Annotated in this window: 25 protein-coding genes; 9 read left to right on the top strand and 16 right to left on the bottom strand. The window is 65.2% G+C overall.

The features are described 5' to 3' along the window. Positions 1 to 20 precede the first annotated feature (20 nt). Together Q0082_RS11255 and Q0082_RS11250 are read left to right on the top strand one after the other, a co-directional pair. A complete protein-coding gene (locus Q0082_RS11255) occupies positions 21 to 287 on the top strand; it encodes a hypothetical protein (RefSeq protein WP_298192535.1) in 267 nt (88 codons plus the stop codon). 63 nt (positions 288 to 350) lie between these two features. Continuing rightward, positions 351 to 1,130 (top strand): enoyl-CoA hydratase, encoded by a 780-nt coding sequence (locus Q0082_RS11250; protein ID WP_298192533.1) that lies wholly within the window; start codon positions 351 to 353, stop codon positions 1,128 to 1,130. A gap of 16 nt (positions 1,131 to 1,146) precedes the next feature. Here Q0082_RS11250 and Q0082_RS11245 read toward each other — a convergent pair whose 3' ends face one another. The 3 genes from Q0082_RS11245 to Q0082_RS11235 form a co-directional block, all read right to left on the bottom strand. Beyond that, complete coding sequence (locus Q0082_RS11245; RefSeq protein ID WP_298192530.1) at positions 1,147 to 3,177, bottom strand: NADPH-dependent 2,4-dienoyl-CoA reductase; 2,031 nt, start codon at positions 3,175 to 3,177, stop codon at positions 1,147 to 1,149. A gap of 27 nt (positions 3,178 to 3,204) precedes the next feature. Further along, positions 3,205 to 4,002: an enoyl-CoA hydratase/isomerase family protein gene (locus Q0082_RS11240; RefSeq protein WP_298192528.1), complete on the bottom strand. Its 798-nt coding sequence runs from the start codon at positions 4,000 to 4,002 to the stop codon at positions 3,205 to 3,207. Between the two features lie 76 nt (positions 4,003 to 4,078). Further along, positions 4,079 to 4,708 (bottom strand): TetR/AcrR family transcriptional regulator, encoded by a 630-nt coding sequence (locus tag Q0082_RS11235; RefSeq protein ID WP_298192527.1) that lies wholly within the window; start codon positions 4,706 to 4,708, stop codon positions 4,079 to 4,081. Positions 4,709 to 4,767: 59 nt separating this feature from the next. Between Q0082_RS11235 and Q0082_RS11230 the strand changes: the two genes are divergently transcribed. From Q0082_RS11230 to Q0082_RS11220, 3 genes are all read left to right on the top strand, one after another. Further along, positions 4,768 to 7,065 carry a CoA transferase gene (locus tag Q0082_RS11230; RefSeq protein ID WP_298192526.1) on the top strand — a complete coding sequence of 766 codons (2,298 nt, stop codon included), beginning with the start codon at positions 4,768 to 4,770 and terminating at the stop codon, positions 7,063 to 7,065. A gap of 8 nt (positions 7,066 to 7,073) precedes the next feature. Then, positions 7,074 to 8,588 carry an acetyl-CoA acetyltransferase gene (locus tag Q0082_RS11225; RefSeq protein WP_298192524.1) on the top strand — a complete coding sequence of 505 codons (1,515 nt, stop codon included), beginning with the start codon at positions 7,074 to 7,076 and terminating at the stop codon, positions 8,586 to 8,588. A gap of 195 nt (positions 8,589 to 8,783) precedes the next feature. After that, positions 8,784 to 9,365: an SDR family oxidoreductase gene (locus Q0082_RS11220; RefSeq protein ID WP_298192523.1), complete on the top strand. Its 582-nt coding sequence runs from the start codon at positions 8,784 to 8,786 to the stop codon at positions 9,363 to 9,365. Here Q0082_RS11220 and Q0082_RS11215 read toward each other — a convergent pair. Beyond that, a protein-coding gene (locus tag Q0082_RS11215; RefSeq protein WP_298192521.1) for an IS630 family transposase occupies positions 9,332 to 10,278 on the bottom strand; the annotation gives its coding sequence in 2 pieces (ribosomal slippage) (positions 9,332 to 9,942 and positions 9,942 to 10,278; 948 coding nt in all). The genes Q0082_RS11220 and Q0082_RS11215 overlap by 34 nt on opposite strands. A gap of 2 nt (positions 10,279 to 10,280) precedes the next feature. On the opposite strand from Q0082_RS11215, the gene Q0082_RS11210 reads away from it, so the two are divergent. Continuing rightward, the gene (locus Q0082_RS11210; protein WP_298192519.1) at positions 10,281 to 10,619 is read left to right on the top strand and encodes an SDR family oxidoreductase; all 339 of its coding nucleotides are present in this window, start codon (positions 10,281 to 10,283) and stop codon (positions 10,617 to 10,619) included. 57 nt (positions 10,620 to 10,676) lie between these two features. Here the strand turns inward: Q0082_RS11210 and Q0082_RS11205 are convergent, their stop codons facing one another. The 9 genes from Q0082_RS11205 to Q0082_RS11165 form a co-directional block, all read right to left on the bottom strand. Next, the gene (locus Q0082_RS11205) at positions 10,677 to 11,447 is read right to left on the bottom strand and encodes a helix-turn-helix transcriptional regulator (RefSeq protein ID WP_298192517.1); all 771 of its coding nucleotides are present in this window, start codon (positions 11,445 to 11,447) and stop codon (positions 10,677 to 10,679) included. A gap of 272 nt (positions 11,448 to 11,719) precedes the next feature. Next, positions 11,720 to 12,928, bottom strand: coding sequence for an acyl-CoA dehydrogenase family protein (locus Q0082_RS11200; protein ID WP_298192515.1), 1,209 nt, complete (start codon positions 12,926 to 12,928; stop codon positions 11,720 to 11,722). Next, on the bottom strand, positions 12,928 to 13,665 hold the full coding sequence (locus Q0082_RS11195) for a ThuA domain-containing protein (protein WP_298192513.1): 738 nt from the start codon (positions 13,663 to 13,665) through the stop codon (positions 12,928 to 12,930). The genes Q0082_RS11200 and Q0082_RS11195 overlap by 1 nt, the downstream gene beginning before the upstream one ends. Before the next feature lie 27 nt (positions 13,666 to 13,692). After that, positions 13,693 to 14,724 carry an acyl-CoA dehydrogenase family protein gene (locus Q0082_RS11190; RefSeq protein WP_298192511.1) on the bottom strand — a complete coding sequence of 344 codons (1,032 nt, stop codon included), beginning with the start codon at positions 14,722 to 14,724 and terminating at the stop codon, positions 13,693 to 13,695. Further along, the gene (locus tag Q0082_RS11185; RefSeq protein ID WP_298192509.1) at positions 14,721 to 15,965 is read right to left on the bottom strand and encodes a cytochrome P450; all 1,245 of its coding nucleotides are present in this window, start codon (positions 15,963 to 15,965) and stop codon (positions 14,721 to 14,723) included. The genes Q0082_RS11190 and Q0082_RS11185 overlap by 4 nt, the downstream gene beginning before the upstream one ends. A gap of 97 nt (positions 15,966 to 16,062) precedes the next feature. Continuing rightward, positions 16,063 to 16,815, bottom strand: a complete 753-nt coding sequence (locus tag Q0082_RS11180) for an SDR family oxidoreductase (protein ID WP_298192507.1) — start codon at positions 16,813 to 16,815, stop codon at positions 16,063 to 16,065. After that, positions 16,816 to 17,181, bottom strand: a complete 366-nt coding sequence (locus Q0082_RS11175; RefSeq protein ID WP_298192505.1) for a limonene-1,2-epoxide hydrolase family protein — start codon at positions 17,179 to 17,181, stop codon at positions 16,816 to 16,818. It lies immediately after the preceding gene. 11 nt (positions 17,182 to 17,192) lie between these two features. Further along, entirely contained in the window at positions 17,193 to 17,963 is a 771-nt protein-coding gene (locus Q0082_RS11170; RefSeq protein ID WP_298192503.1) for a ThuA domain-containing protein, read from the bottom strand. Positions 17,964 to 17,967: 4 nt separating this feature from the next. Then, positions 17,968 to 18,987, bottom strand: a complete 1,020-nt coding sequence (locus tag Q0082_RS11165) for an NADP-dependent oxidoreductase (protein WP_298192500.1) — start codon at positions 18,985 to 18,987, stop codon at positions 17,968 to 17,970. Positions 18,988 to 19,188: 201 nt separating this feature from the next. Here Q0082_RS11165 and Q0082_RS11160 point away from each other — a divergent pair, with 201 nt between their 5' ends. Both Q0082_RS11160 and Q0082_RS11155 read left to right on the top strand, forming a co-directional pair. Continuing rightward, positions 19,189 to 20,637: a carotenoid oxygenase family protein gene (locus Q0082_RS11160; protein WP_298192497.1), complete on the top strand. Its 1,449-nt coding sequence runs from the start codon at positions 19,189 to 19,191 to the stop codon at positions 20,635 to 20,637. A 12-nt stretch (positions 20,638 to 20,649) separates the two neighbouring features. Then, positions 20,650 to 22,263, top strand: coding sequence for an AMP-binding protein (locus tag Q0082_RS11155; RefSeq protein ID WP_298192495.1), 1,614 nt, complete (start codon positions 20,650 to 20,652; stop codon positions 22,261 to 22,263). 180 nt (positions 22,264 to 22,443) lie between these two features. On the opposite strand, the gene Q0082_RS11150 is transcribed toward Q0082_RS11155, so the two are convergent. From Q0082_RS11150 to Q0082_RS11140, 3 genes are read right to left on the bottom strand one after another with little or no spacing between them, the layout of a single operon-like run. Beyond that, on the bottom strand, positions 22,444 to 23,250 hold the full coding sequence (locus Q0082_RS11150; protein ID WP_298192493.1) for an SDR family oxidoreductase: 807 nt from the start codon (positions 23,248 to 23,250) through the stop codon (positions 22,444 to 22,446). A 6-nt stretch (positions 23,251 to 23,256) separates the two neighbouring features. Beyond that, entirely contained in the window at positions 23,257 to 23,607 is a 351-nt protein-coding gene (locus Q0082_RS11145; protein ID WP_298192491.1) for an antibiotic biosynthesis monooxygenase, read from the bottom strand. Further along, positions 23,607 to 24,011, bottom strand: a complete 405-nt coding sequence (locus Q0082_RS11140) for a nuclear transport factor 2 family protein (RefSeq protein ID WP_298192490.1) — start codon at positions 24,009 to 24,011, stop codon at positions 23,607 to 23,609. The genes Q0082_RS11145 and Q0082_RS11140 overlap by 1 nt, the downstream gene beginning before the upstream one ends. Positions 24,012 to 24,157: 146 nt before the next feature. Between Q0082_RS11140 and Q0082_RS11135 the strand changes: the two genes are divergently transcribed. After that, positions 24,158 to 24,798, top strand: a 641-nt coding sequence (locus Q0082_RS11135; RefSeq protein WP_298192488.1) for an SDR family NAD(P)-dependent oxidoreductase, incomplete at its 3' end; no start/stop codon positions are given.

The raw sequence follows: 24,798 nt of genomic DNA, 5'->3' as shown, positions 1-24,798 counted from the left end.
GGTGCTGAAGGAGGTCGGCGATGGGCTTCGATGATCTGATGCGACGCTATTTCGGCACGGCCGACCTTGCCGGCCTGAGCCCCGCCGAACTCGAAGCCGGCTCCGAACGGCTTGCGGTCGATTTCGGGCTCGAGACCGATCCCGCTCGGCGCTTCGCGCTCTGGGCGCTCATGCACATCCTCGGCTGTTCGCCTGATCTCGACGTGGCGTTCAAGAATCCGGCGGAACGGGATGCCGCGCGCAATTTCATGGATCTCTACGCGGGCATGTCGGAACCTCCGCAATAAGCAGAGGTGCATGGCCGCCCGCACCATGGTCAAAGCGGCCCGGTTTCTATAAGGACGTGGCCCATGACCGATCTCATTCTCGTCGATATTGCAGACGGTGTTGCCACCGTGACGCTCAACCGTCCCGAAGCAATGAACGCGCTGTCCAAGGCCCTGCGTGCGCGCCTGGCCGAAGTGATGACCGCGCTTGATGCCGATGACGCCGTACGCGCCGTCGTCCTGACCGGCGCCGGCACCCGCGCTTTCACCGCCGGGCTCGATCTCAAGGAACTGGGCTCCACCGCCGGCGCGCTCGGTGCCGCCAATGCGGAAGGCGCGTCCGAAAACCCGGTCAAGGCCATCGAGATTTGCCGCAAGCCTGTGGTCGGCGCGATCAACGGCGTCGCCATTACCGGCGGATTCGAAGTGGCGCTCGCCTGCGATGTGCTGATCGCCTCCACCACTGCCCGCTTTGCAGATACCCATGCGCGCGTCGGGGTCTATCCGGGCTGGGGCCTCTCGCAGAAGCTGCCGCGCCTCATCGGCATCAGCCGCGCCAAGGAACTCTCGTTCACCGGCAACTTCCTTGATGCCGCGACGGCCGAGCGCTGGGGCCTCGTCAACCGCGTGGTTACGCCCGAAGAATTGCTTCCCGCCGCGCAGCAGCTGGCGCGCGACATGGCCTCGATCGATCCCACCTTCCTGCGCAATTACAAGGCGCTGATCGATGACGGCTATGCCCTGCCCTTCGGCGAAGGCATGGCGCTAGAGGCGAGCCGCTCATCGGCCGCAAATTCTTCGGTCAAACCCGAGGAAGTCGAAGCGCGCCGGCTCGCTGTACAATCCCGCGGTCGAAGCCAGTAGCGGCGGGAGGCAGGCTCTAGACCGCTACCGCCAACTCGGTCGCCTGCAGGATCGCGCGCTTGGCATCGAGCTCAGCCGCCTCGAACGCCCCGCCGATCAGCTTCGGCTCCAGCCCCCGCGCGACCAGTTCGTCGTGGAGTTCGCGCGCCGGTTCCTGCCCGGCGCAGACGATCACCGTATCGACGGCGAGCAGCCGGGGCTCGCCCTCGATGCGGATGTGAAGACCTGCATCGTCGATCCGGTCATACTCCACCCCGCCCAGCATCTGCACGCCGCGCCGCTGCAGGGTGATCCGGTGCGTCCAGCCGGTGGTGCGGCCAAGCCCCTTGCCCACGGCGCTCGCCTTGCGCTGGAGCAGCCACACCTCGCGTCCGCTGGAGGCGACTTCGGGCACCACGCCCGTCACGCCGCCGCGCGGGTGGTTCTTGAAGTCGATGCCCCATTCCTTGGCGAAGACGTTCACATCGAGCGAACCCGGCGTGCCTGCGTGGGTAATGAGTTCGGCAACGTCGAAACCGATCCCGCCCGCGCCCATGATCGCCACTTTCTGGCCGACCTGCGCCTTGCCAGTAATCACATCGACATAGCGGACGGCCTTGGGGTGATCGATGCCATCGATATCGGGCTTGCGCGGCGTGATCCCGGTGGCGATCACGATCTCGTCGAACCCGCCCGCCGCCAGCATGTCGGCGTTGACGCGGGTGGCAAGCTTCAGTTCGATCCCGTTCACCTCGATCATCCGTCCGAAATAGCGGATCGTCTCGTCGAACTCTTCCTTGCCCGGGATCTTGCGCGCCAGATTGAACTGCCCGCCGATTTCCTCAGCCGCATCGAACAGGGTCACCTTGTGCCCGCGTCCGGACGCGATGGTGGCATAAGCGAGCCCCGCCGGCCCCGCGCCGACCACCGCAATGCGCCGCGCCGCCTTGGCCGGTTCCACCGTGATCTCCGTCTCGCGGCAGGCGCGCGCGTTGACGAGGCAGCTGGTGAGCTGGCCGGTGAAGGTGTGATCGAGGCAGGCCTGGTTGCAGGCGATGCAGGTGTTGATCTCGTCCTCGCGGCCTTCCCATGCCTTCTTCACGATGTCCGGGTCCGCAAGCATCGGCCGCGCCATCGAGATGAGATCGGCATCCCCGCGCGCCAGCACTTCCTCAGCCACATGCGGCATATTGATCCGGTTGCTAGTAATCAGCGGGATCGAGACGACATCCCGCAGCTTGCCCGTCACTTGCGCAAAGGCCGCACGGGGCACCATCGTCGCAATCGTCGGCACCTGGCTTTCGTGCCAGCAGAAGTGCGTGCTGATCACGTCCGCCCCGGCGGCCTCGAGCGCCTTCGCAAGGCTCGCCACTTCCTCCCATGCGAGGCCACCTTCCAGCATGTCCATCGCGGAAATGCGGAAGATCAGCATCTTGTCATCGCCCAGTGCCGCGCGCGCGCGCTTCACCACTTCCACCGGAAAGCGCATGCGGTTTTCCCACGAACCGCCCCAGCGATCGGTGCGCTGGTTGGTCTTCTCGACGAGGAAGGTGGAGATCAGATAACCCGCCGAGCCGATGATCTCGACCCCGTCGTAGCCCGCCTGCACGGCCAGCGCGGCGCAATTGGCAAAGGCGGCGATCTGCTCCTCGATCCCTGCCTCATCCAGTTCGACCGGCGGCACCTTGGCAAGGCGCGAACGCACCGGCGAAGGGCCGACCGGCTCGCGCACATTGGCGATCGAGCCCGAATGGAGGATCTGCATGCAGATCTTCACCTCGGGATCGGCGGCGTGGACCGCATCGGTCACCGCGCGGTGCATTGGCACTTCCGAAGGCTCGCTCAGCTTCGCGCCGCGCCCACCGCTCGAATGCGGGGTGATGCCGCCCGTGATGATCATGCCGACTCCGCCCTTCACGCGCTCGACGAAGTAGGCGGAAAGCCGCTCAGCAGCATTGGGCAGGTCTTCGAGGCCGGAATGCATCGAGCCCATGATGATGCGGTTCTTGAGCCGGTTGCCGCGGATCGTCAGCGGGGAGAACATGAGCGGATAGCGGGAATGAGTCATGGCAAAGGGTCCGTTCAATCTGGCCGTTCAGTCAGGCATGTAGTTGGGGCGGCGCTTCTCGAGGAAGGCGCGCATCCCTTCGGCGAAGTTGGGGCTGGCGGCGGTCATCAGCTGGTTTCGGTTCTCGATCGCCATGGCCGCCTCAAGGCTCGCCGCATCGACCGCGAGGTTGAGACCTTCCTTGGTCATGCGCAGGCCCATCGGCGAGGCCGCCAGCAGGTCGTCGACATAAGGCTGGGCTGCCGCCTCGAGCTGGTCATCGGGCACCACTTCGCTGACAAGGCCGGTGGCCAGCGCGCGCTGGGCATGGATGAAGCGTCCGGTAAGCATCAGCTCCGACGCGATTGAAGTGCCAACGAGGCGCGGCAGGAAGTAGCTCACCCCCATGTCGCACGAGGAGAGGCCGAGCTTGATGAAAGCGGCGTTCATCTTCGCGGTCTCGCCCGCCAGGCGGATGTCGGCTGCGAGCACGAAGGCAAAGCCCCCGCCACAGGCCGCACCTTGCACCAGTGCGATGATCGGCTGCGGGCAGCGCCGCATCTTCACGTAGACGTCCGCAAGATGGCCCTGAAAGCCGAAGCCACCGCCGAACGGATCGGGGCCATTCGCTGACTGGCGGTCCTTGATATCAAGCCCTGCGCAGAACGCCCGGCCTTCCCCGCGCATCACCACAACCCGCGTTTCGCGGTCGTTGAAGAGAGCGCCGAAATAGTGGGACAACTCGTCCACCATCTCGAGCGAGATGGCATTGAGCTGGTCAGGCCGGTTCAGCGTGAGCCAGTCCGCTGCACCGCGCTTCTCCACCGTGATCGTACGATAGGTCATGCCTCGCCCTCCCCTCCAGCATCCGTTTCTTCCACGTGTCGGCGCGGCGCAAACCTGCCCATAGTGACAGCGCCGCTCATGTCTCGAGACGCCGTTGGCCGATCCCGCCGATCAGCAGGTCAGCCACACGTTCCGCATAGGTGGCGATCATCGCGGCGCTCATCATCTCTCCCGGCGCGAGGCGGCCCGCGTGCGATTCCATCGCAGAGAGCAGCATGTCCGAAGCGAGCGCGGCGCTGACGCTATCGCGCAGTTCGCCGCGCGCGCGGGCGCGTCGCAGGATGGCGATTGCCTGCTCTGAGAGTGCAGCCAGCACCGGCCCGATCCTGGCGGCAAGCTCCGGATGGCCCGCCAGATCGCGCCGGACATGCCTTGCGACGCCACCACCCGTCTCCAGATAGCGGGTCAGCACCAACGTCCCGAATGCGACAAGATCCCCGCGCAGGTCGCCCGTGTCGATTTTCGCGATGTCTCGCCAGCGCTGCTCGATCATGGCGCAGAGCAGGTCCTCGCCGCTCGTCCAGCGCGCGTAGAGTGTCGACTTCCCGATCCCAGCAGCGCGCGCCACCGCATCGAGGCTAAAGCCTGCCCAGCCGCTTGCGCCATAGACCCGCGCCGCAGCCGCAAGAATGCGCGCCTCGATCTGCGGATCGCGCGGGCGTCCGCGGGTTCGTGGCAGCTCTGAATCGAGAGCAGGGCGTTGCATGACCCTTCTCTATCTTTTATGGACAGCATTCGTCCATTAATAAAACGAGGTGCCGGGATATGCAGCAGGATGCCGTTGACCGCCCGCTTTCCGGCCTCGTCGTGGCTGACCTCGTCGCCAGTCCGCTCTCTGGAATCGCCCGTATCCTGCGCGAACTCGGCGCCGAGGTGATCCGGCTCGAACCGGACGGTCGCGGTGCCTGCCCGGCGGGCGATCCCCGCGCGGAGTTGGCCTACTGGACCGCCAATCTCGGCAAGCGAATCGTGACTGCCGATGCCGTTGCGCTGCACGCTCACATCGCCCGCGCCGACCTCGTGATCGAAGACCTCTCCGCCGGGGACACCGCGCCCGTCGGCATCGACTGGGCCGCCCTTCGCGCCGCCAAGCCGGCGCTCGTACACATGACCGCCACCGGCTTCGGCCTCGGCAATGCGTTCTCGCGCTGGCAGTGGACCGACGGCGTACTCCAGGCGCTGACCAGCGAACTCTCGCGCTCGGGCATCAAGGGCCGGGCGCCACTCCTCCCGCCGGGCGAGATCGCAGTGCAATGCGCGGTCGCGCAAGGCGCCTTTGTGGCGATGGCGGCGCTTACGCAGGCGCGCGTCAGCGGCCACGGCGGCCATGTGGACTATGCAGCGCTCGATGGGGCGATGCAGGCGCTCGATCCCGCGTTCGGCATTTCCGGCAGCGCCACCAACGGCCGTCCCGCCGCCTCGCTCCCACCCGGCCGACCGCCCAAGGGCGTGCAATATCCGATCATTCCTGTGGCGGATGGCTATGTCCGCCTTTGCGTTCTCGCCCCGCGCCAGTGGCAGGGGATGCACCGGATGATGGGCGCTCCCGCCGAATTCGCCGGCCCCGAGTTCAACGACATCATGGTCCGCTTCAAGAGCAGGGAACTGCTCGCGGCGATGCAAGTCTTCCTCGCCGACAAGACCCGCGCCGAGATCGAGGCGCTGGGGCAGCAACACGGTGTCCCGCTCGCCGGGCTCAACACGCTTACCGATTGCCTTGCTGCCGATCACATCCGCGCGCGCGGCACCTTTGCCGAAGCCGCGCTTCCGGACGGCCGCCGCGTGCCGATGCCCGATGGCATGTTCGTGCTTGACGGTGCGCGCATGGGGCCGATCCACAGCGCCTTGCGCCCACCCGTCAGTTCGCCGCGCCCCGCCCCCGCCGCCAGCGCCAACTCCGGCCGCCCGCTTGAAGGGCTCAAGGTGCTCGATCTCGGCGTGATCGTGGTCGGTGCGGAAACCGGTCGGCTGCTGGCGGACCTCGGCGCGGAGGTGGTGAAAATCGAATCGTCCTCCTTCCCCGACGGCTCGCGCCAGACGTGGCTGAAGATCGGCCTTTCGAGCAGCTTCGGTGCGGGCCACCGCGGAAAGCGTAGCCTTGGGCTCAACCTCAAGTCCGAGGAAGGCAAGGCGCTGCTCCGCCGGATGGTGGCTGACGCCGACGTCATGCTGTCCAACTTCAAGCCCGGCACGCTCGAATCGCTCGGCCTTGGCTATGCCGAACTCGCGGCTATCAACCCCCGCCTCATAGCGGTCGAATCGAGCGCGTTCGGCGCCACTGGCCCGTGGTCGAAGCGCATGGGCTATGGCCCGCTGGTGAGATCCGCCGCCGGGCTCACCGCGATGTGGCGCTACCCCGATGATCCGGAGAGCTTCTCAGATTCGGTCACGATCTATCCCGATCATGTCTGCGCGCGGATCGGCGCGAGCGCGGTCATGGCGCTCCTCACCCGCCGCGAGCGCACCGGACGCGGCGGACATGTCGATGTCGCGCAAGCCGAAGTCATGCTCGCCCACCTCGCAATCGAGATCGCGGCGACCACGCTGGGCCTGCACGCACGCACCGACGCGTCCTCAAGCGTCTTCCCCTGCGCTGGCGAGGACGAATGGTGCGTCATCACCTTACGCGACGAGGCCGACCGCGCACGTATCGCCAGCGTGATCGGCAGCGAAGGCCTCGCCGCATGGTTGGTGAAGCGGACGCCCGAAGAGGCCGCAAAGACCCTGCAGGCCGCCGGTGTGCCGGCCGCCCCCATGCTCCGTGCCGCCAACCTCGTCGATCACCCCTATTACACGGCGCGCGGCCTTTTCCGGGAAGACCCCCACGACCTGCTGCCCGAGCCGATGATCGCCGAACGCCGCCCTGCGATCTGGGACCTGATCCCCGATGCCGATGCCCGCCCCGCGCCGCTCATGTGCCAGGACACCTATGCCGTGATGCAGGATTGGCTGGGCATGGACCAGGCCGAATGCGCCCGTCTCGAAAGCGAAGGCGTGCTTGAGACGACGCCTGCCAGGATCCGCGAGATGGTCGAAACCAAATCCTATCTGGAGACTGCATGATGAATGCGATGACAGACCCGGAACGTATCCCTGTGATCATCGGCGTTGGCCAGGTGAACGACCGACCGGACGACCCCGAGCTTGGCCTCGATCCGCCGGGGCTGATGGCCGCGGCACTGCGGCTGGCCGAAGCGGATGCGGGCGGGAACGTGCTCGCCGATCTCGACAGCCTCGCCATCGTCGACCAGATCAGCTTCCGACACCTCGGCAATCTGTGCGGGTCGCTGGCGCGCGCGATCGGTGCCGCGCCGCCGATCAACTACCAGTCCGAAGCGCCGCACGGCGACACGCCGATACGCCTCCTCAACGAAGCTGCCAACCGCATCGGCGAGGGCAAGGTGAGTGTCGCGGCTGTGGTCGGCGCCGAAGCGCTGCGAACGGCTGCTGGTCTCGCCAGGCTGGCCGCAGCGAGGGAAGGTGGCAAGGGCGAGGACAAGAGCTACAACGCGGTGCGCAATGTCTCTACCCGCCGCGATCCGACTTATGCGCAGGCGCATGGGCTGACGGCGCCGGTCGACGTCTACCCGATCTACGAGAACGCCGGCCGCGCCGCCTATGGCCAGACGTTGGCCGAGGCACAGGCCGAAAGCGGGGCGATCTGGGCAGGCATGAGCCGGGTCGCGGCGGCCAATGAAGGCGCATGGATCAGGAAGGCTGTGAGTGCGGAGGAAATCCTCACCGCCGGCCCCGCCAACCGCCCGCTGGCCTTTCCCTATACCAAGCTCACGGTGGCCAATTCCTCGGTCAATCAGGGCGCGGGTTTCATTGTCGCCAGCCTTGCCGAGGCGCGGCGGCGGGGCATTCCCGAAGAGCGCCTGATCTACGTCGGGATGGGCGCGGCGGCCAAGGAAGATCCCAGCATCCTGCGCCGTGACCGCTATGACCGCTCCTCCAGCATGGACACCGCAATCCGTCGGACGCTGGAGCTCAACAGGATGACCGGCGCGGACTTCGACCATGTCGAGCTCTACAGCTGCTTCCCCTGTGTGCCGAAGATGGCCCGGCGCGTGCTGGGCTGGCCGCTCGAGAAGCCTGCCACCGTGTTCGGCGGGCTGACCTTCGGCGGCGGGCCGATTGCCAACTACATGAGCCATGCAGTCGTTTCGATGGTGGAGCGGCTGCGGGGCGGGGATGGCAAGACGGGATTCCTGTTTGCCAATGGCGGCTATGCCACCGACAACCACTGCATCGTGATCTCGCGTGGGCCGATTGCTTCGGCGCAGTTCCCGCAGGACTTCGATTATCAGGCGGAGGCAGACGCGGCGCGGGGGCCGATCCCGGAGCTGGAGAAGGACTATTCGGGCCCTGCCACGGTGGAGAGCTACACCGTGTTTCATGGCCGCGATGGTGCGCCGTCTGCCGGTGTGGTGATCGCACGGACGCCGGAAGGCAAGCGGACGCTGTGCCATATCGATGTGGCGGACGCAGGCGCGCTGGCGTTCTTCATGGATGGCGCGGTGGAACCCGTCGGTACCGCTGGCGCGATTGCCGCGGTCGGCGAACGGCGGATCTGGCAGCGGTAATAATCCCTCCCCCCAGCCTCGTCATTGCGAGCGTAGCGAAGCAATCCAGAGCGTCACGCACGATTGCTTCGTCGCTTCGCTCCTCGCAATGACGAGGGGCGGGCAAAGGCAGTTAGGGCCGGCCCAAGCCAAAATGGCAGTAGGTCGCCGCCCAAGGGCGCTCTAGGATCGCGCCACGATATGAGGGAGAGCACAATGAGCGGACGGTTCGCAGGCAAAGTGGCGCTGATCACCGGGGGCACTTCGGGCATCGGTGCGGGCACGGTGCGGCGGCTTGCGAGCGAAGGCGCGAAGATCGTGTTCACCGGCTCCAAGGCCGAAGCCGCCGCTGCGCTCTGCGCCGAGACGGGCGCCGAGTTCGTTGCGCACCGGGTGGAAAATGCAGCCGCCTGGGACAGCCTGATGGCTGATATCAAGGCGAAGCATGGCCGGCTCGATGTCGTCTTTGCCAACGCGGGGATCGAGTCGGGTGACGGCAGCGTCGAGGAGATCACTCTCGACGGCTGGGAGCGCATCCTGGGCGTCAACCTGACGGGCGTGATGCTCACCATCCAGCACGCGATCCGCGCGATGCGGGCCAATCCGGAAGGCGCCGTGGGCTCGATCGTGGTGAACTCGTCGATGAGCGCCTACCGGCCGATGGGCAATTTCGTCGCCTATTCGACCAGCAAGGGCGCGCTGGTGGCGCTGACCAAGTCCGCCGCGCTCCACTGCGCGAACCAGAAGACAAGAGCGGTTTTCGATCAATCTGGATCATATCCGCATGAACTGAAGTAGTTGGCGCATTCATCTGGCTGGAAGATGTCGACGAGCCTTCCGATAAGGTCCCACAGGCCATTTACGGTGCGTTCGCCGATCTTTCGGAGCATGGCTTTGAGGCGCGAGAAGGCCTTTTCGATCGGGTTGAAGTCGGGACTGTAGGGCGGGAGGAACATCAGCCGTGCGCCTGCTGCTTCGATTCTTTCGCGCACCGAGGCGCGCTTGTGACTCGACAGATTGTCCATGATCACGACGTCGCCGGGCCGAAGCTCTGGTATCAGCACCTGCGTCACGTAGGCTTCGAACCAGTCGCCGTTGATCGGACCATCGAGCACCATCGGCGCGACCATTCCCGTCATGCGCAGCCCAGCCACCAGCGTGGTGGTTTTGCGGTGCCCGTGCGGATAGCCCATGCGCAGCCGCTCGCCTTTTTGGCAGCGTCCATGGCTGCGGGTCATGTTGGTCGCTGTCCACGTTTCGTCGATGAAGACGAGGCGCTCGGGTTCCAGATCGCCCTGGCTGTCGAACCAGTCATGGCGCTGTGTCAGGACATCGGGCCGGTCCTGCTCGATTGCATGGCCAGTCTTTTTTTGCGCGTCATGCCGCGGCGCACGAAGAAGCGGTAAAGCCCGGCCACCGAGACATGCAGGCCAACCTCGATCAGCGCCAAGCGCAGCTCTTCCAGCGAGATGTCCTTGCGTGCCTCCCAGATCGCGAGGATGTCGGCCTGCCGTTCCTCGACCCTGCGCGACCGCATATCTCCACCCTGAGCCTTGGGCGAGAAGTTGCCAGTCTCGCGGCGTTGCCGCTGCCAGCGGATCGCTGTCGATGGCGCGACGCCAAACCGAAGCGCCGCCGCACGGCAGCTCATCCCGTCTTCAATCGCCGCCAGAAGCCGCGAACGCAGATCCATCGATAAAGGCTGACCCATCCATGCTGGCCTCCTTCACCAGTACGGACTCTGAATCAGAGATCTACGACGATGGGAATCCCCAGCGATTCATAACGGTCGAAAACCGCTCAAGGATCCGCGTCAATTCGATCCACCCCGGCGTGGTCGAGACCGAAATGATCCGCAACGTCATCGAACGCAGCCCCGATGCAGCCGCCGCGCGCGCGCAGTTCGAAGGCATGGCCCCGATCGGTCGAATGGCGCAGGTCGAGGAAGTCGCTGCGCTGGTGGCGTTTCTTGCCTCGGACGAGGCGGGGTTCATCTCGGGTTCGGAATACGGGATCGACGGGGCCAGCACCGCGGGGATGATGGGGGTTTGATGTGAAAAGGGCCCGGGTTGCCCCGGGCCCTTTGCAAGGGTCCGACGTGCGCCGCGTTCAGGCAGCAGCCCCCAGATACCCAAGCTGCCCCGCCTTGAAGACGGCCTGACTGCGGTTCACCGCGTTGAGTTTCTCGCCCGCGCGCTGGATGTGGTAGCGCACCGTGGCGTGGCTCAGCGCGAGGATCAGGCTGATTTCCTTGTCGGTCTTGCCAATCGCGGCCCAGCGCAGGCATTCAACCTCGCGCTTGGACAGGCGGCAATCGCTCGGGATCCACTGCTGCGTGCGCATCGTGCTGACGTAGCTCGCGACGAAGCGGCGGGTGAGCGCGCCGAGGAAATCGCCGTGCTGGGCAAACACGTCCGAGAGGTCGTCGAGTGTCTTGTCCACCGGCACGAAGCTGGCCGCGGCGATCTGGCCGAACGAGAGGTGCGAGGGGATCACGATCATCGATCGCGCCTTGCTGAACTTGTGGAACTCGGAAAAATTGAGGTCTTCAAGGTAGTTGTTGCGCGCCACCGTGAAGGCGCCGTGCGCGTTGCACCAGAATGGCTCGCTTTCGTAGCGGCTCGCGCGCGGGAACGGCGAAGACAGCGCCAGCGTGCCGTTTTCCCACCAGCGCTCGCCATCGGCGGTCCAGCCGAAAATGTCGGCGTTGATGATCTTGCCATCGGCATCGAGCATCTGCTCCTTCGACGAAATGTCGGGGCAGACCGCGATGCGCAGGTCTAGCTTGAGTGCAATGTCTCTGATGGCGATTGCGGCCGGCCGCACGTCTTCAACGGCCCGAATCGTCACCTGCTCGAAGGTGGAGTTCGCCCAGTCCATGCTGCATCCTCTGACCGCTGCCAGTTGTTCCGGCATTCGGTTCGATTCGCATGCTAACCTAGTGCGTGCCGTAGCGGAAGCCCCATCCGGAATGGTTCGGAAGTGGGGCTTCCGGGCAACAGTCGTTTGCTGTTTCGGCCTGGCCGAAACAAGTCGGCGCCGGCCCGCTCCCCCGCCCGGCCACCCATTCAGGGTACTCTCGTGGGTGGCCCAAGTTTGAACAAGGGGGCGGGGGAGCGGGCCGGTGCCGCCTTCCGCGTTAGCGGATCAGATCAGAGCCCCAGCACCTGCTTGGCAATGATCGTCTTCTGCACTTCGTCCGAGCCGCCGAAGATCGTATAGGCGCGGCCATTGAGGTATGCGGGCAGCGAAAGCTGCGCGGCGCGGCTGCCAACGTATTCCGGCGCCTCGTTGCCATAGAGCGGGCGGGTGACGGGGAGCTGCAAGCCGTCGTAGCCGAACAGGTCCACCGCCAACTCGTCGATCTGCTGCCTGAGGTTCGAGCTCGTCAGCTTGACCAGCGAAGTCTGCGGACCGGCCGGGCGCCCCTTGGCGAGTTCGGCGAGGATGCGCAGCTCGGTCACTTCGAAGGCTTGCGCTTCGAGCCGCAGGCGGGCGAGGCGCTGCGAGATATTCGGATCGTGGATCATGCTGCCGTTGGTGCCCGAGGCTTCCTCGCGCGCCCAGCGTTCGATCCGGTCGAGCTTGGCGAGCAGCGCCGGCGCCGCGCAAGAGCCGCCGCGCTCGTTCTCGAGGAGGAACTTCGCGATGGTCCAGCCCTGGCCTTCCTCGCCGATGAGGTTGTCGGCGGAGGTTTCGGCATTGTCGAAGAAGGTCGCGTTGACTTCATGGTCGTTCGCCATCGTGACGATGGGCGAGACGCTGACACCCGGCTGCTCCATGGGCACGAGCAGGAAGCTGATGCCGCGCTGCTTCTGCACGGTAGGATCGGTGCGGACGAGCGCGAAGATCCAGTTGGCGTGATGCGCGTGGGTGGTCCAGATCTTGGAGCCGTTGACAATGTACTTGTCGCCGACGCGCTCGGCGCGGGTCTTCACTGCGGCGAGATCGGAGCCGGCGCCCGGTTCCGAATAGCCCTGGCACCAGTAGTCCTCGCCCGAGATGATGCGGGGGAGGAAGCGCGCCTTCTGTTCGGGCGTGCCGAAATGGCAGATGACGGGGCCGACGAGGCGCAGGCCGAGAATCGGCAGCGAAGGCGCGCCGGCAATCGCGCATTCCTTCTCGAAGATGTACTTCTGCGTCGGTGTCCAGCCGGGGCCGCCATCCTCGACCGGCCACGAGGTCGCGAGCCAGCCCTTTTCGGCGAGGATCGCCTGCCATTCGCGGGTGATGTCCGGTTCGGTGAACACGCTTGGCGTGCCTGCCGCACCTTCGCGCAGGCGAGCGTTGAGCTTATCATCGAGGAATGCGCGCACTTCCTTCTGGAAGGCGAGGTCCTCGGGGGCAAAATCCATATCCATCAGGCGATCTCACTCATGGCCCAGCGAATGCCGCGACGCAGTGTTTCGTAATAAACGGGATAGTTCCAACTGCAGCGTTCGGGATGTGTCCAAAAGGGCAGCAATTCAATTACATCGAAGTGGCTGCGGCAGTGGCCGAGGGTGTTGTAGAGCACTCCGCCCTTGCCGTGATCGCGCAAATAGAGGATCGGCACAACGACATTCGAATAGTTTGCCTCAGTAAACCCGGTCGCTTCGCCGTCGAAGCGCGTCTGCATCAGGACCTTGATCGGCGCCTTCTGCTTCATGATGTAGAGTTCGTCGATCACGTCGAAATCTTCGAGGCCCTGCGTGAGCGCATGGGTCTTGTCGACCACCTCGACGCGGAACGGCCCGATCGGCGGGTGCGCCTTGAACTGCGAGCCGAGCACTTCCATCACGTCGTCGCGCTCTTCAGGGCAATCGACCCCGCCTTCGACAAACTTCAGGATGGAATTGGTGCCGTGGAGCGCCAGCCAGCGCCCACCGCGATCAAGGAACTCCTTGATCTTCACCGTCTCTTCGGGCGTCGGCAACACGGTGCAGGTGTAGGTTACGAGGAACTGGCACTGCTCCAGCCGTTCGGTGTTGGAAAAGTCCATCGCGACGGTGGTGCGGATTTCGGGATGCTCGCCGAGCAGCTTGAGCACCTCGAGCCGGGCAAAATCGATATCATGGTATTTGCCGGCGGCCACGAAGTGGGCATCGATCCGCTTCATTTGCATGCACTCCATTCCCTGCCGACCTCAGGCCGCGCGGGCGTAATCCAGAATATCGCTGGCGGGATCGCCGAACAGCTTCGAGAGCAGCACCATCCGCTTGAGACCGTGTCCGATCCCCAGCTCGTCGCTCATGCCCATGCCGCCGTGGAGCTGCACTGCCTGATGGGCAACCCAGATCGCGTTTTCAGCAACATGCGCCTTGATCGCCGCCATCGGTGCGGCAGGCTGAAGCAGCGCACGCAGCAACGCCGATTGCACGCTTTCGACCCGCGCATAACAATCGACCATGCGGTGCTGGAGCACCTGGAACCGCCCGATGGGCTGACCGAACTGCTCGCGCGTCTTGATGTATTCGAGTGTGTCCGTAAAAAGGCGGCTGGCAACGCCGACCATTTCGGCCGCCGCCATCAGCCGCGCTTCATCAATCACCGCGCCGAGATCCGCCGCGAGCGGGCCTTCTGCTGCCGCATCGTGGAAGGTGACGATCGCCGCAACCCCGCCATCCGCCACCGGATAGGGCCGCACTTCGACTTCGGGGGCCTTGGCATCGACCACATAAAGCGCGGTCTTGCCATCTTCCTCGGCCGTCACGACGAAGATGTCCGCCGCGCCGCCGCCGAGGACGAACTGCTTGGTGCCCGAGAGCTTGCCGCCCCGCGCCTTCACACCTTGCGCTTCGAGCACGAAGCGCCGGCCCAGTTCGGCAAAGGCAAACGCGGCGATCTTCTCACCCGCAATCACGCCTTCAAGATGCGCCGAGCCTGCCAGCAGCCGCGCGGGGAGAAAGCCGCATTCGAGCCACGGTTCGACCGCCTGGGCCTGGCCCAGAGCCTGCGCCACCACGGCCAGATCGCCGTGCGAGCCCGCCATGCCCCCATCGGCTTCACCGGCAGCAAGGCCGATCAGCCCGAGCTCTGCCAGTTCCTTCCAGCGCGCCCGGTCGATCCCTCCCGGCAGTGCCCGCGCCGCGCGCCGTGCCGCCACGTCCTGTCCCTGGCAGAAGCGCTCGACCGCCGCCTTGAACAGCTCCTGGTTCTCGTCGAGATCGAAATTCATGCAGTGGCAGCTTTCTTGAACGTGATCGGCACCGAAACGAACCCGCGCAGCAGCAGGTTCGGCGAAACCTTGAGCTCAGCACCATCCTTGATGCGGATATCGTCGAGCCGGCGCAGCAGCTCGGTGAAGGCGACGGTCATTTCCTTGCGGCTGAGCATGTTGCCCACGCACATGTGGATGCCCTTGCCGAACGCGAGGTGCGTGCGCGCATTGTTGCGCTCGACATCGAACTTGTCGGGATCGGGGTACTTGGCCGGATCGCGGTTGGCCGCCGCATAGCGCAGCATGATCATCTCGCCCTGCTTGTAGGGCCGCCCGCCCAGTTCGGTATCGCGCATGACGAGCCGCCACATGCCCGCCGTCGGCGTATCGAGCCGCAGCACCTCCTCGATCATGTTGCCCACCAGCGCCGGATTGGCGCGGACCTTGGCCTGCTGATCGGGGTTCTGCGCGAGGTGGACAATGCCGCCCGCAAGCGCATGCGTGGTCGTCTCGTTGCCCGCCACCATCAGCTGCTGTGCGATCGAGAGAATCTCGGCATCGTTCAGCGGGGTCTCGCCGTCGAGCCGCGCGTTCACGACGTCGGACAGGAGGTCGTCGGTCGGCTTCTCGCGGCGCGCGTCGATCTTGACCTTGAGCTTGCGCTGGAAGTCGACGATCTCGTGCGCGCACTCGATCTCGCGCTCGCGCGGGATCATGTGGCCTAGGCGATCGGCAAAGGCATCGGACCAACGCTTGACATCTGCGCGCTCGGCTTCGGAAAAGCCGAGCTGCTCGCAGATGACCTGTACCGGCAGGCCGACGCTGAACGCGGTCACGAAGTCGCACTCGCCGTCTTCGATGAAGCCGTCGATCAGCTTGGTCACCTTGTCACGGATGCCGGCTTCCAGCGCGTTTACGCGCGGCATCGAGAAGGCGAGATTGACCAGCTTGCGAAAGCGCGTGTGGACCGGCGGATCGGCGGTCAGCAGCGTGTTCATCTGCGGCCAGCCTTCGGCAAGGATCGCGCTCACTTCCGGGTCCTCGGCCAGCGCGCCCGAAAGCACACCGCTGAAGTCGTTCGAGAAGTCTTCCGGACGCCCGGCCGCTTCCGAGCACATCTCGTAGCTCATCACGATCTTCATGCCGGTTTCGGGCAGTTCGATCACCGGCGCATTGGCATGGGCCCACTGATACAGCGGGAACGGGTTCTGCATCACCTCCGGATCGAGCAGGGACTTGGCGCTGGTCATTTCATTCATGGCAATTCCCATTCTTTTCAGCTTCGATGTGGCACCGTCATATGCCCCATGCCACGGGCGAAAATGCTAGGTTGGCCTGCCCCCTCGGGCAGGTCGGTCAACTGTGCACCATGACCCCGCCATCGACCATGATGCCCTGCCCGGTGATGAACCGCGCATCATCCGTGGCGAGGAACACCATGACATCAGCCACGTCTTCCGGCTGGCCCACGCGGCCCAGCGCCGAGCGGCCGGCGTAGTAGTCCTTCGCCCCCGGCGTATCCTCGAACAGGCTGCGGGTCATTCCCGTGGCGATGGCGCCCGGCTGTACGCAGTTTACGGTGATGCCTTGCGGCCCCAGCTCCATCGCCAGTGCGCGGGTGAGGCCGAGCACCCCGTGCTTGGAGGTGGTATAGGCAACAAGCCCGGCATCGCCATAGCGCGACATGATCGAGCCGACATTGACCACCCGGCCGCGCCCCGAGGCAGAGAGCTGCGGCAAGAGCGCGCGGGTGAGCTTCATCACCGCGGTGACGTTGATCGAAAGCGCGGCGTTCCAGTCTGCCTCGCTCATTTCGGTGAAGGGCCCATTGGCGCAGACGCCGGCGTTGTTGATGAGGATATCGCAGCCTCCGAGGAGGCTCTGCGCTGCTCCGGCAATCGTGGCGATGGCATCGGGGTCGGCGAGGTCCGCTACGAGCGTGTGGGTGCCAACGATGCCCTCACTCACCCGGTCGACGCCCAGCACCTGTACGCCTTCGGCAAGGAGCCGCGCCGCTGCCGCTGCGCCCATGCCCGAGGCCGCGCCGGTAACAACCGCGCGCCGGCCGCCGAGGTCTTTCCCGCGGGCGATCTCCGGAACACCAGCCATTCAGGCAAACTCCCGCTGGAATTCGCCCATGTCGAAGTAGTCGCGCCATTGGGTAATCTTGCCCTCGGCATTCACCTCGAACGTGCCGGAGACGCGAATGGCCCGCCAGCGTCCGGCGACGAGGAACTTGTCGGTCCGCTCGGTCAGCACCACGTTTCCGTTTGCGGCGATATGATGCGTGATCCATTCGCTGGCTTCGATGGGCGGAAACTGGCCCATCAGCGCCTGCACCCCGGCGAGGCCGACGGCGGGCTCCATCGGGATGTTATGCCAGACGATGTCCTCGGCCATCATGCCGAACGCGGCGGGGACATCACCCCGGTTCCATGCATCGATGAAGGCTTCGACCACTTCCTGCGGGCTCATTGCGGCTCTCCCTAAGTTCGCGCCGTCCATTCCAGCGCATTGGCGACGATCTGGCGGACGACCGGGTTGGCATAGGTGTGTGGCCCGTCGCCGAACTGGCAGTAGACGATGGGTGCCGGACCGATCTGTTTCGTCCAGGCGACGAGGTTGCTACCTGGCGGGTGCGGCCAATCGGAATTGTCGAACATGCGCCCGGCTACGGCGAGTGCGGCGGAATAGAAGTTCTCGGCCACATAGGCGTGCCGCGCGCGGATCAGCGGGGTGACATCCGCCTCGAACACTTCGCCGAGGTACAGTTCATCGTTGACCGGGAAAGTGGCGGGTATGCCTGCGAGCACCGGGTGCTCGGCGACCAGTTCCGCCGTGTAATCGACATCGTGGCGGTAGCCGGAATCGAGCTTCATTTCCCCGCGCACCGGGCCGGGCTGGTAGAGGAAGCGCCCGCCGACCCACTCGCTCCACTGCGGCCATTCGGCCCAGCCGGCGATGGCGTGGTGCATCATCACCGCGCCGCGCCCGCTGGCAAAGCGCCGCGTGAGCGCCGCCTTGAACGCTTCGGACGGAGGGGCGGTCTTCACAGTGCCATCGGCGAAGGTGTAGCCCGGCATGTCGTAGAACAGCATGGCATCTGCCGCATCGGCAGCGCCAGCGGCCACCCGCTCCTCGGCCTCAGGATGAACGAAATGCGTTACATCCCAGTCGCCCAGCCCTTCGAGGAAGGCCGCGAAAGGCGCCTCCTCGTAAGGATGGCCGCCGGAGAGGACGAGGAGGGTCTTGGCCATGGCGTCAGCTCAGCTTCAGGATCATCTTGCCGTCGTTCGAGCCGCTGAACAGCCGCAGGAACGCCGGCAGCGCATTGTCGATGCCTTCGTCGACATGCTCGTCGAACACCAGCTTGCCCGCGGTCACCCAGCCCGCCATCGCGGCAATGCCTTCGCCGAAGCGCGGCACGTAGTCCGCCACGAGCAGGCCGGTCAGCGAAGCGCGCTTCACGATCAGCTGCCACACATTGCGCGCGCCGGTCTTCTCGCCCGCATTGTTGTATTCGCTGATCAGGCCGCAGAGGCCGATCCGCGCATACATCGCAAGATTGTTGAGCCCGGCATCGAGGATATCGCCGCCGACGTTCTCGAAGATCACGTTGACGCCGTTCGGAGCGGCGGCGGCGATCTCGGCGGAGAGTTGGTCGACGCTCTTGCCGCGGTAATCGATCGCAACATCGAAGCCGTAGCGCTCGATCAGGCGCTTGCACTTCTCCGGCCCGCCCGCGATGCCGATGACCTTGCTCGCGCCCTTGATCTTGGCGATCTGGCCGACGAGCGAACCGACCGCACCTGCTGCGCCCGTGACCATGACGACATCGCCCGGCTGCGGCTTGCAGACTTCAAGGTAGCCGAAATAGGCGGTCATCCCGACTGCGCCGAGCACCGAGAGGAAGTTCGTCGGCGAGGGAACGATGGTCGGGTCGATGGGAGCGCTGAAGCCGCCGGCCTGCGAGACGGAGTATTCCTCGATGGCGTTGAGGCCCGAGACCCACTGGCCGACCGGGAAATCGGCGGTCTTGCTGGCGACGACTTCGCCCACTGTCGAGGCGCGGACCGGGGTGCCCAACGGGATCGGCGGCATGTAGCTCGGCGCATCATCCATCCAGCCGCGCATGGCGGGATCTAGCGAGGCATAGCGGTTGCGGATCAGGAACTGGCCGTCCGCCAGCTCTGGCAGGGCTTCGGAAACAAGCTTGAAGTCTTCGGCCACAGGCGCACCATTGGGGCGGCGGACCAGCAGGAAACGGCGGTTCTCGGTCACGGATAAAGCTCCTGGTTGAGGAATGCCTCAAAGCCGTAGAGCCTAGACCCGGGCGCCGCCAAGACGACTCTCATTTTTGCCCATTACCGGGGGGCCTCACTCCCCATTTTGGCAGGTGAATGCGCCCCCCTTCGCACCCACATTGCGGGGAAGGGCGCCACCCAGTGCGGCCTTAAAGGCATTCGGGAGGATATGCGGGCCATGGCAGAACCGTTCTTCGATCACCCCTACCTTTCCGGCCACCATGCGCCGATCCGGTTCGAGGCCGATGCGCCCGATCTGATCGTCGAGGGCAAGTTGCCCGACGACCTCGCCGGCATCTTCTATCGCAACGGACCCGATCCGCTCTATCCGCCGCGCGAGGGCGACTACCATTGGTTCGATGGCGACGGCATGGTCTTCGCGTTCGAGTTCGCGGATGGCCGCGTCTCGATGCGCAACCGGTGGGTGAAGACCGAGAAGTTCGAGCTGGAAAAGGCCGCCGGGCGGCGCCTGTTCGGCATCTTCGGCAATCCGATGACCTCGGACCCGAGCGTGCAGGGCAAGCGCTACAACACCGGCAACACCAATATCATCCTGCATGGCGGCCAGCTCCTCGCGCTCATGGAAGGCGCGCCGCCCGTGGCGCTTGATCCGCGAAAGCTCGATACCTTGCACGAGGAGACGTACGGCGGCCTCGTCACCTCCAGCTTCTCCGCGCACCCCAAAGTCGATTACGCGACGGGCGAGATGTTCAACACCGGCGCTGCCATCCATGGCTACATGGCGGCCGCCGAGATGCGCTACGACGTGGTCGCGGCGGACGGGACGATCCGGAAGACCGAGATCATCCCGATGCCGCACTTCAGCCTGATGCACACCTTCCTGCTGACGGAGAACTGGGCGATCTTCCCGTTCATCCCGATCGACACCGACCTCAAGCGCTTCGCCGCCGGCGGGCCGATGACCGCCTGGGTCAACGACCGCCCGACCAAGTTCGCGGTGATGCCGCGCGAGGGTACCACCGATCAGATCCAGTGGTTCGAGTTCGAGCCGCGCCACATGTTTCACGAGCTCAACGTGTGGGAAGAGGACGGCAAGATCATAGCCGACGTTGCCGCCGCCAACGGCACGGCGCTTTTCCCGGACGAGACCGGCGCGCGGCGCACCCACCTCGATACCCAGCAGAGCCTGCGCCGCTGGACCATCGACCCCACCGGCAACACCGGCTGGATCAAGGAGGAAGTCCTCAACGGGCGCGACATCCAGTTCCCCCGGCCAGACGACCGCCTGATGACGCGCAAGAGCCGCCACAGCTTCGCCAACATCAACCTGAAGTCGCGCGATGGCCGCGTCGAGGGGATGGACGCCGTGCTGCGCTACGACACGCAGACCGGTGAGGAAGACATCTGGCACTTCGGCGCGGGCGCGGCTGCGGGCGAGCTCGTCTTCGCCCCGCGCCTGGGCAGCACGGACGAGGCGGACGGCTATGCCATGACGCTCGTCCACCCCGCGAACAGCGGCACCAGCGAACTGGCGATCTTCGCCGCAAAGGACATTGCCGCGGGGCCGATCGCCCGCGTGCTGATCCCGTTTCGCGTGCCGAGCGGCTTCCACTGCAACTTCTACGCCGAGGACAATCCGCTCTATCGGCAGACCCTGTCCAACTGACAAAGGCCTCCCATGACCAAGATCCCCGCGCACCTTGCGCAATATGCCGCCGATGGCAGCTGGACCAACATGACCATCGGCGATTACGCGCGCCGCTGGGCGGAAAGCGATCCGGACAAGGTCGTGTACCTCGGCGATCCCACGGCACCGACCTATGCCAAGCTCCTGGCGGACGGTGAGGCGCTGGCGCGCGCGCTGCGTGAGCTTGGTCTGAAGACCGGCGATGTCATCGGCTTCCAGGTGCCCAACTGGGTGGAGGCCTCGGTGATCAACCTCGCGGCCAATCTCGGCGGCTTTGTGATCGCGCCGATCGTGCCGATCTACCGCGATGCCGAAGTGATCCAGATGCTGGGTGATTGCGGGGCCAAGGCCTATTTCGTGGCGGAAAGCTTCCGGGGCTACGATTTCGCCAGGATGATGGACCGCGTGCGCCCGCATCTGCCGGAACTCAGCCACGTGATCTATGTGCGCCCGACCGAACGGACGCCGGATTATGCCGCTCTGGTGGAGCACGGGCGGGGCCTCAATACCCTGCTCGAAAAGGTCGATCCGAATGCGCTGAAGCTCGTGCTTTATACCTCGGGCACCACCGGCCGGGCCAAGGCGGTGCTCCATTCGCACAACACGCTGGACCGCGTCGCCCAGTTCGGGCGCCAGTACAGCGGCGTGCCGAACGACGTGACGCTGATGCCCTCGCCCGTCACGCATATCAGCGGGTTCTCAGGCGGGCTTGAAAAGCCTTTCGCATCCGGCTCGCAGGTCGTCCTCATGGAAGTGTGGAAGGCCAAGGAGGCGGTGGAACTGATCGACCGCTACGGGGTTACCTCGACTGTTGCCGCCACACCCTTCCTGCAGGAACTGTGCGATGCCGCGGAGGCTGCCGGGTCCAAGCTGCCGACGTTCCGCCGCTTTGCCTGTGGCGGCGCGGCGATCCCCTCGGAGCTGGTCTACACCGCCAACAAGCGCCTTGCGCACGCCTGCGCCTACCGCGTCTATGGCAGCAGCGAAGTGCCACTTGCGACGCCGGGTGTCCTGCCTGAAGAGAGCCTCGAACTGGCTGCTGAAACTGATGGCCGCCCGCTCGACTATGAGCTGCGCCTCGTCGACGATGACGGCAAGGAAGTGCCTCATGGCACCGACGGCGAGATCCTCGTGCGGGGCCCCGCCATGTTCCTCGGCTATGCGGACGAGGCGCAGACGCGCGAAGCGCTGACCGAAGACGGCTACTTCAAGACCGGCGATATCGGCAGGATCACGCCTTCGGGCTCGCTCGTAATCACGGGACGCAAAAAGGACCTCATCATCCGCGGCGGGGAAAACATCAGCGCCAAGGAAATCGAGGACGTGCTGCACCTCCACCCCGCGATCAAGGAAGCCGCCGTCGTCTCGATGCCGCATGCGCGTCTGGGCGAAGGGATCTGTGCCTACCTGATCCCCGAAGGTGTGGACCAGCCCGATCTTCCGACGCTCTCGGCTTTCGTCAGCGAGGCGGGCCTCGCCAAGCAGAAGTGCCCCGAGCGCATCGAATGGGTGGATGCCTTCCCCCGCACGGCCTCGGGCAAGATCCGCAAGGATGTGCTGCGGGGCATGATCAAGGCGCAGATGGAAGCGGAGAAGGCGGGGTAGCGCCGGCCGCCCTGCACATCCACATTTACCACCCTCACCCCGGGCCTGACCCGGGGTCAGGTTTCTATGGTCAAGCGCTGCGCCCCTCGCGGGTGATGAGGCGGACATTCGGAACGCAAAAAAGCCCCCTCGCCTTGCGGAGAGGGGGCCGTTGCGATCAGCCGATCGGCAGAGCGAAGTTCAGTTCCCCGCCGCCTGCATCGCCGCCATCGCCGCGCCGACCGCGGCCTGGATTTCGTGCGGGCGCGGGTTGCGGCGCAGGGTCAAGCCGCCGTTGATCTGCAGGTTCTGGCCCGACATGAAGCAATCATCGCTCACCACCCATAGCGCGGCCTTGGCGATGTCTTCCGAGGTGCCAACGCGGCCCAGCGGGTACTCCTTGACGAACGCATCGGCGAGACCGGGCACGGCGAACGACTGCTCGGTCATCGGGCTCAGCGTGAAGCCGGGTGAAAGCACATTGGCGCGGATGCCCTGCGGGCCATACTGGTTGGCAACGCAGCGGATCAGCGCCTCGGAGCCGGCCTTAGTCGCGATGTAAGCGGCATGATCATCGATCACGCACTGCGTGGTGGCCGACGAAATCTGGATCAGCGAACCGCCGAGCGGCATCGCGCGGACGAAGGCGCTCAGGAAATAGTGCACGCCCTTCAATTGCAGCGCGATGATCTGGTCGAGCTCCTCCTCGGTGATCTCATGAAGCCCTTTGAGGAGACCCCAGCCGGTCGCGTTGATCGCGATATCGACTTTGCCGTGACGCTCCAGCACCGTGCTGGCGAGCGCCTCGACATCGGCCTTCTTCGACAGATCGCACAGCGCCCAGTCGCCAGCGATGCAACCCGCAAAGGTGCGCAGTGGATCGGCCTTGCGCCCCGCCACCACGACCTTGGCCCCAGCATCGGCGAGGGTGCGCGCGATGTGCTGGCCCATATTGTCCTTGCCTGCCGCGCCGATGACGACGGCCACCTTGCCCGAAAGATTGGTCATCGCAGCTCAGTCCTTTGCGGTGAGGAACTTGGCGGTGGCGACGCCGTCCGGGCCGTAGACCGGCTCGACGATATCGCAGCGGTACTTGCGCGTGTTGGCGCCCAGAATGGTAAAGCCGGCGAGGTGCGCGCCCATCTTGAAATAGGATTCGGCAAGCAGGTGCACAGCGAGGTCTTCCTCGCTGTCCCACTCTTCGAACACGTGAATGCGGCCCGGATTGTGCGGATCGAGGCTCCACGCGTAGTGGCGGCAGCCCTTTTCCTCCAGCGCCATGTCGATCAGCGGCTTGGCATCCTTCAACGCCGCATCGCGGACTTCCGGCGCGAAATCGATCTCCCCAGCGACAACGACGATCATCACGAATACCCCTTCAGAACTGAAAAGCTGCGGCTCTGAAAGAGCCAGGTTCCGCCGCGCTTGACGTACGTGTCCTCGTAGCGGCCGATGCTGCGGCGCAGGTTGCCTTCGAGGTCCTCGAGCGTCTCGTTGGTGTAGACGCGGCCCGTCGCGGTATCGCCGTCGATGACGATCGCGGCGGTCTGCTGGAAGAAACCGACGAAGGCGAACGTGCCCATCGCGCCCTGCCACAGGCCGACGATCGATTCCTTCCCGTTCACTGTGGTGCCGGCAAGGTCCCAGACGGCATCGTCTGCCCAGAGCGCGCCCCAGTCGGCCGCGTCGCGCCGGAACACGGCATCGGCGTAGTTGTCATGCAGCGCGCGGATCGCGAGCTGATCCTCGATTGGTCCGGTGATAGCCATATTCTCTCCCAATTGCGGGGAGCCTAAGGCGATTCCGGCGAGCCAGAAACTATCAATTCCGCGCGCTGTCAGGCCCCTCGTTTTGGCTATTCTGCCGCCACAAAAAGCCCGGGTCTGCCGGGCGCAAATCATGGATGGAGCGTGCGATGGATCTGGGTCTGAAGGGCAAGAAAGTCATCATGAACGGCGGTGCGCGCGGCATCGGGCTCGAGATTCTCAAGATCCTCACCACCGAAGGCGCCGATGTCGCGTTCTTCTCGCGCGATCAGGCCAAGATCGATGCGGCGCTGGCCGAGCTCGCCGGCAACGAAGGCAAGGCCCACGGCGACGCGTTCGACATGACCGGCAACCTTGATGGCTACGTCGCGTGGCTGAACGGGGCGGTGGAGAAGCTCGGCGGATGCGACATCTTCATCAACATGGCGAGCGTCTCGGGCGCCGGCGCCACGCAGGACTGGCAGAAGTGCCTCGACGTGGACATCATGGCCGCGGTCAAGGGCATTGAAACGCTGACCCCGGCGCTCGAAGCCTCGGGCGCGGGATCGATCATCGTGATGTCGTCCACGGCTGCGGTCGAGACCTTCATCATGCCGCAGGCCTACAACGCGATCAAAGCCGCGCTGATCACCTATGCCTCTCAGCTCAGCCAGGCGCTCGCGCCCAAGGGCATCCGCGTCAACACCGTCTCGCCCGGCCCGATCGAGTTCCCCGGCGGCAGCTGGGAGATGATCCAGGGCGCGATGCCGGACTTCTACAAGAGCATCAAGGCGCAGATGCCGATGGGCCG

Source organism: Novosphingobium sp., assembly GCF_027489515.1.
Taxonomy (GTDB): domain Bacteria; phylum Pseudomonadota; class Alphaproteobacteria; order Sphingomonadales; family Sphingomonadaceae; genus Novosphingobium.
Note: the sequence above shows the minus strand (reverse complement) of the source record. Positions and strands in the feature narration are given on the sequence as shown.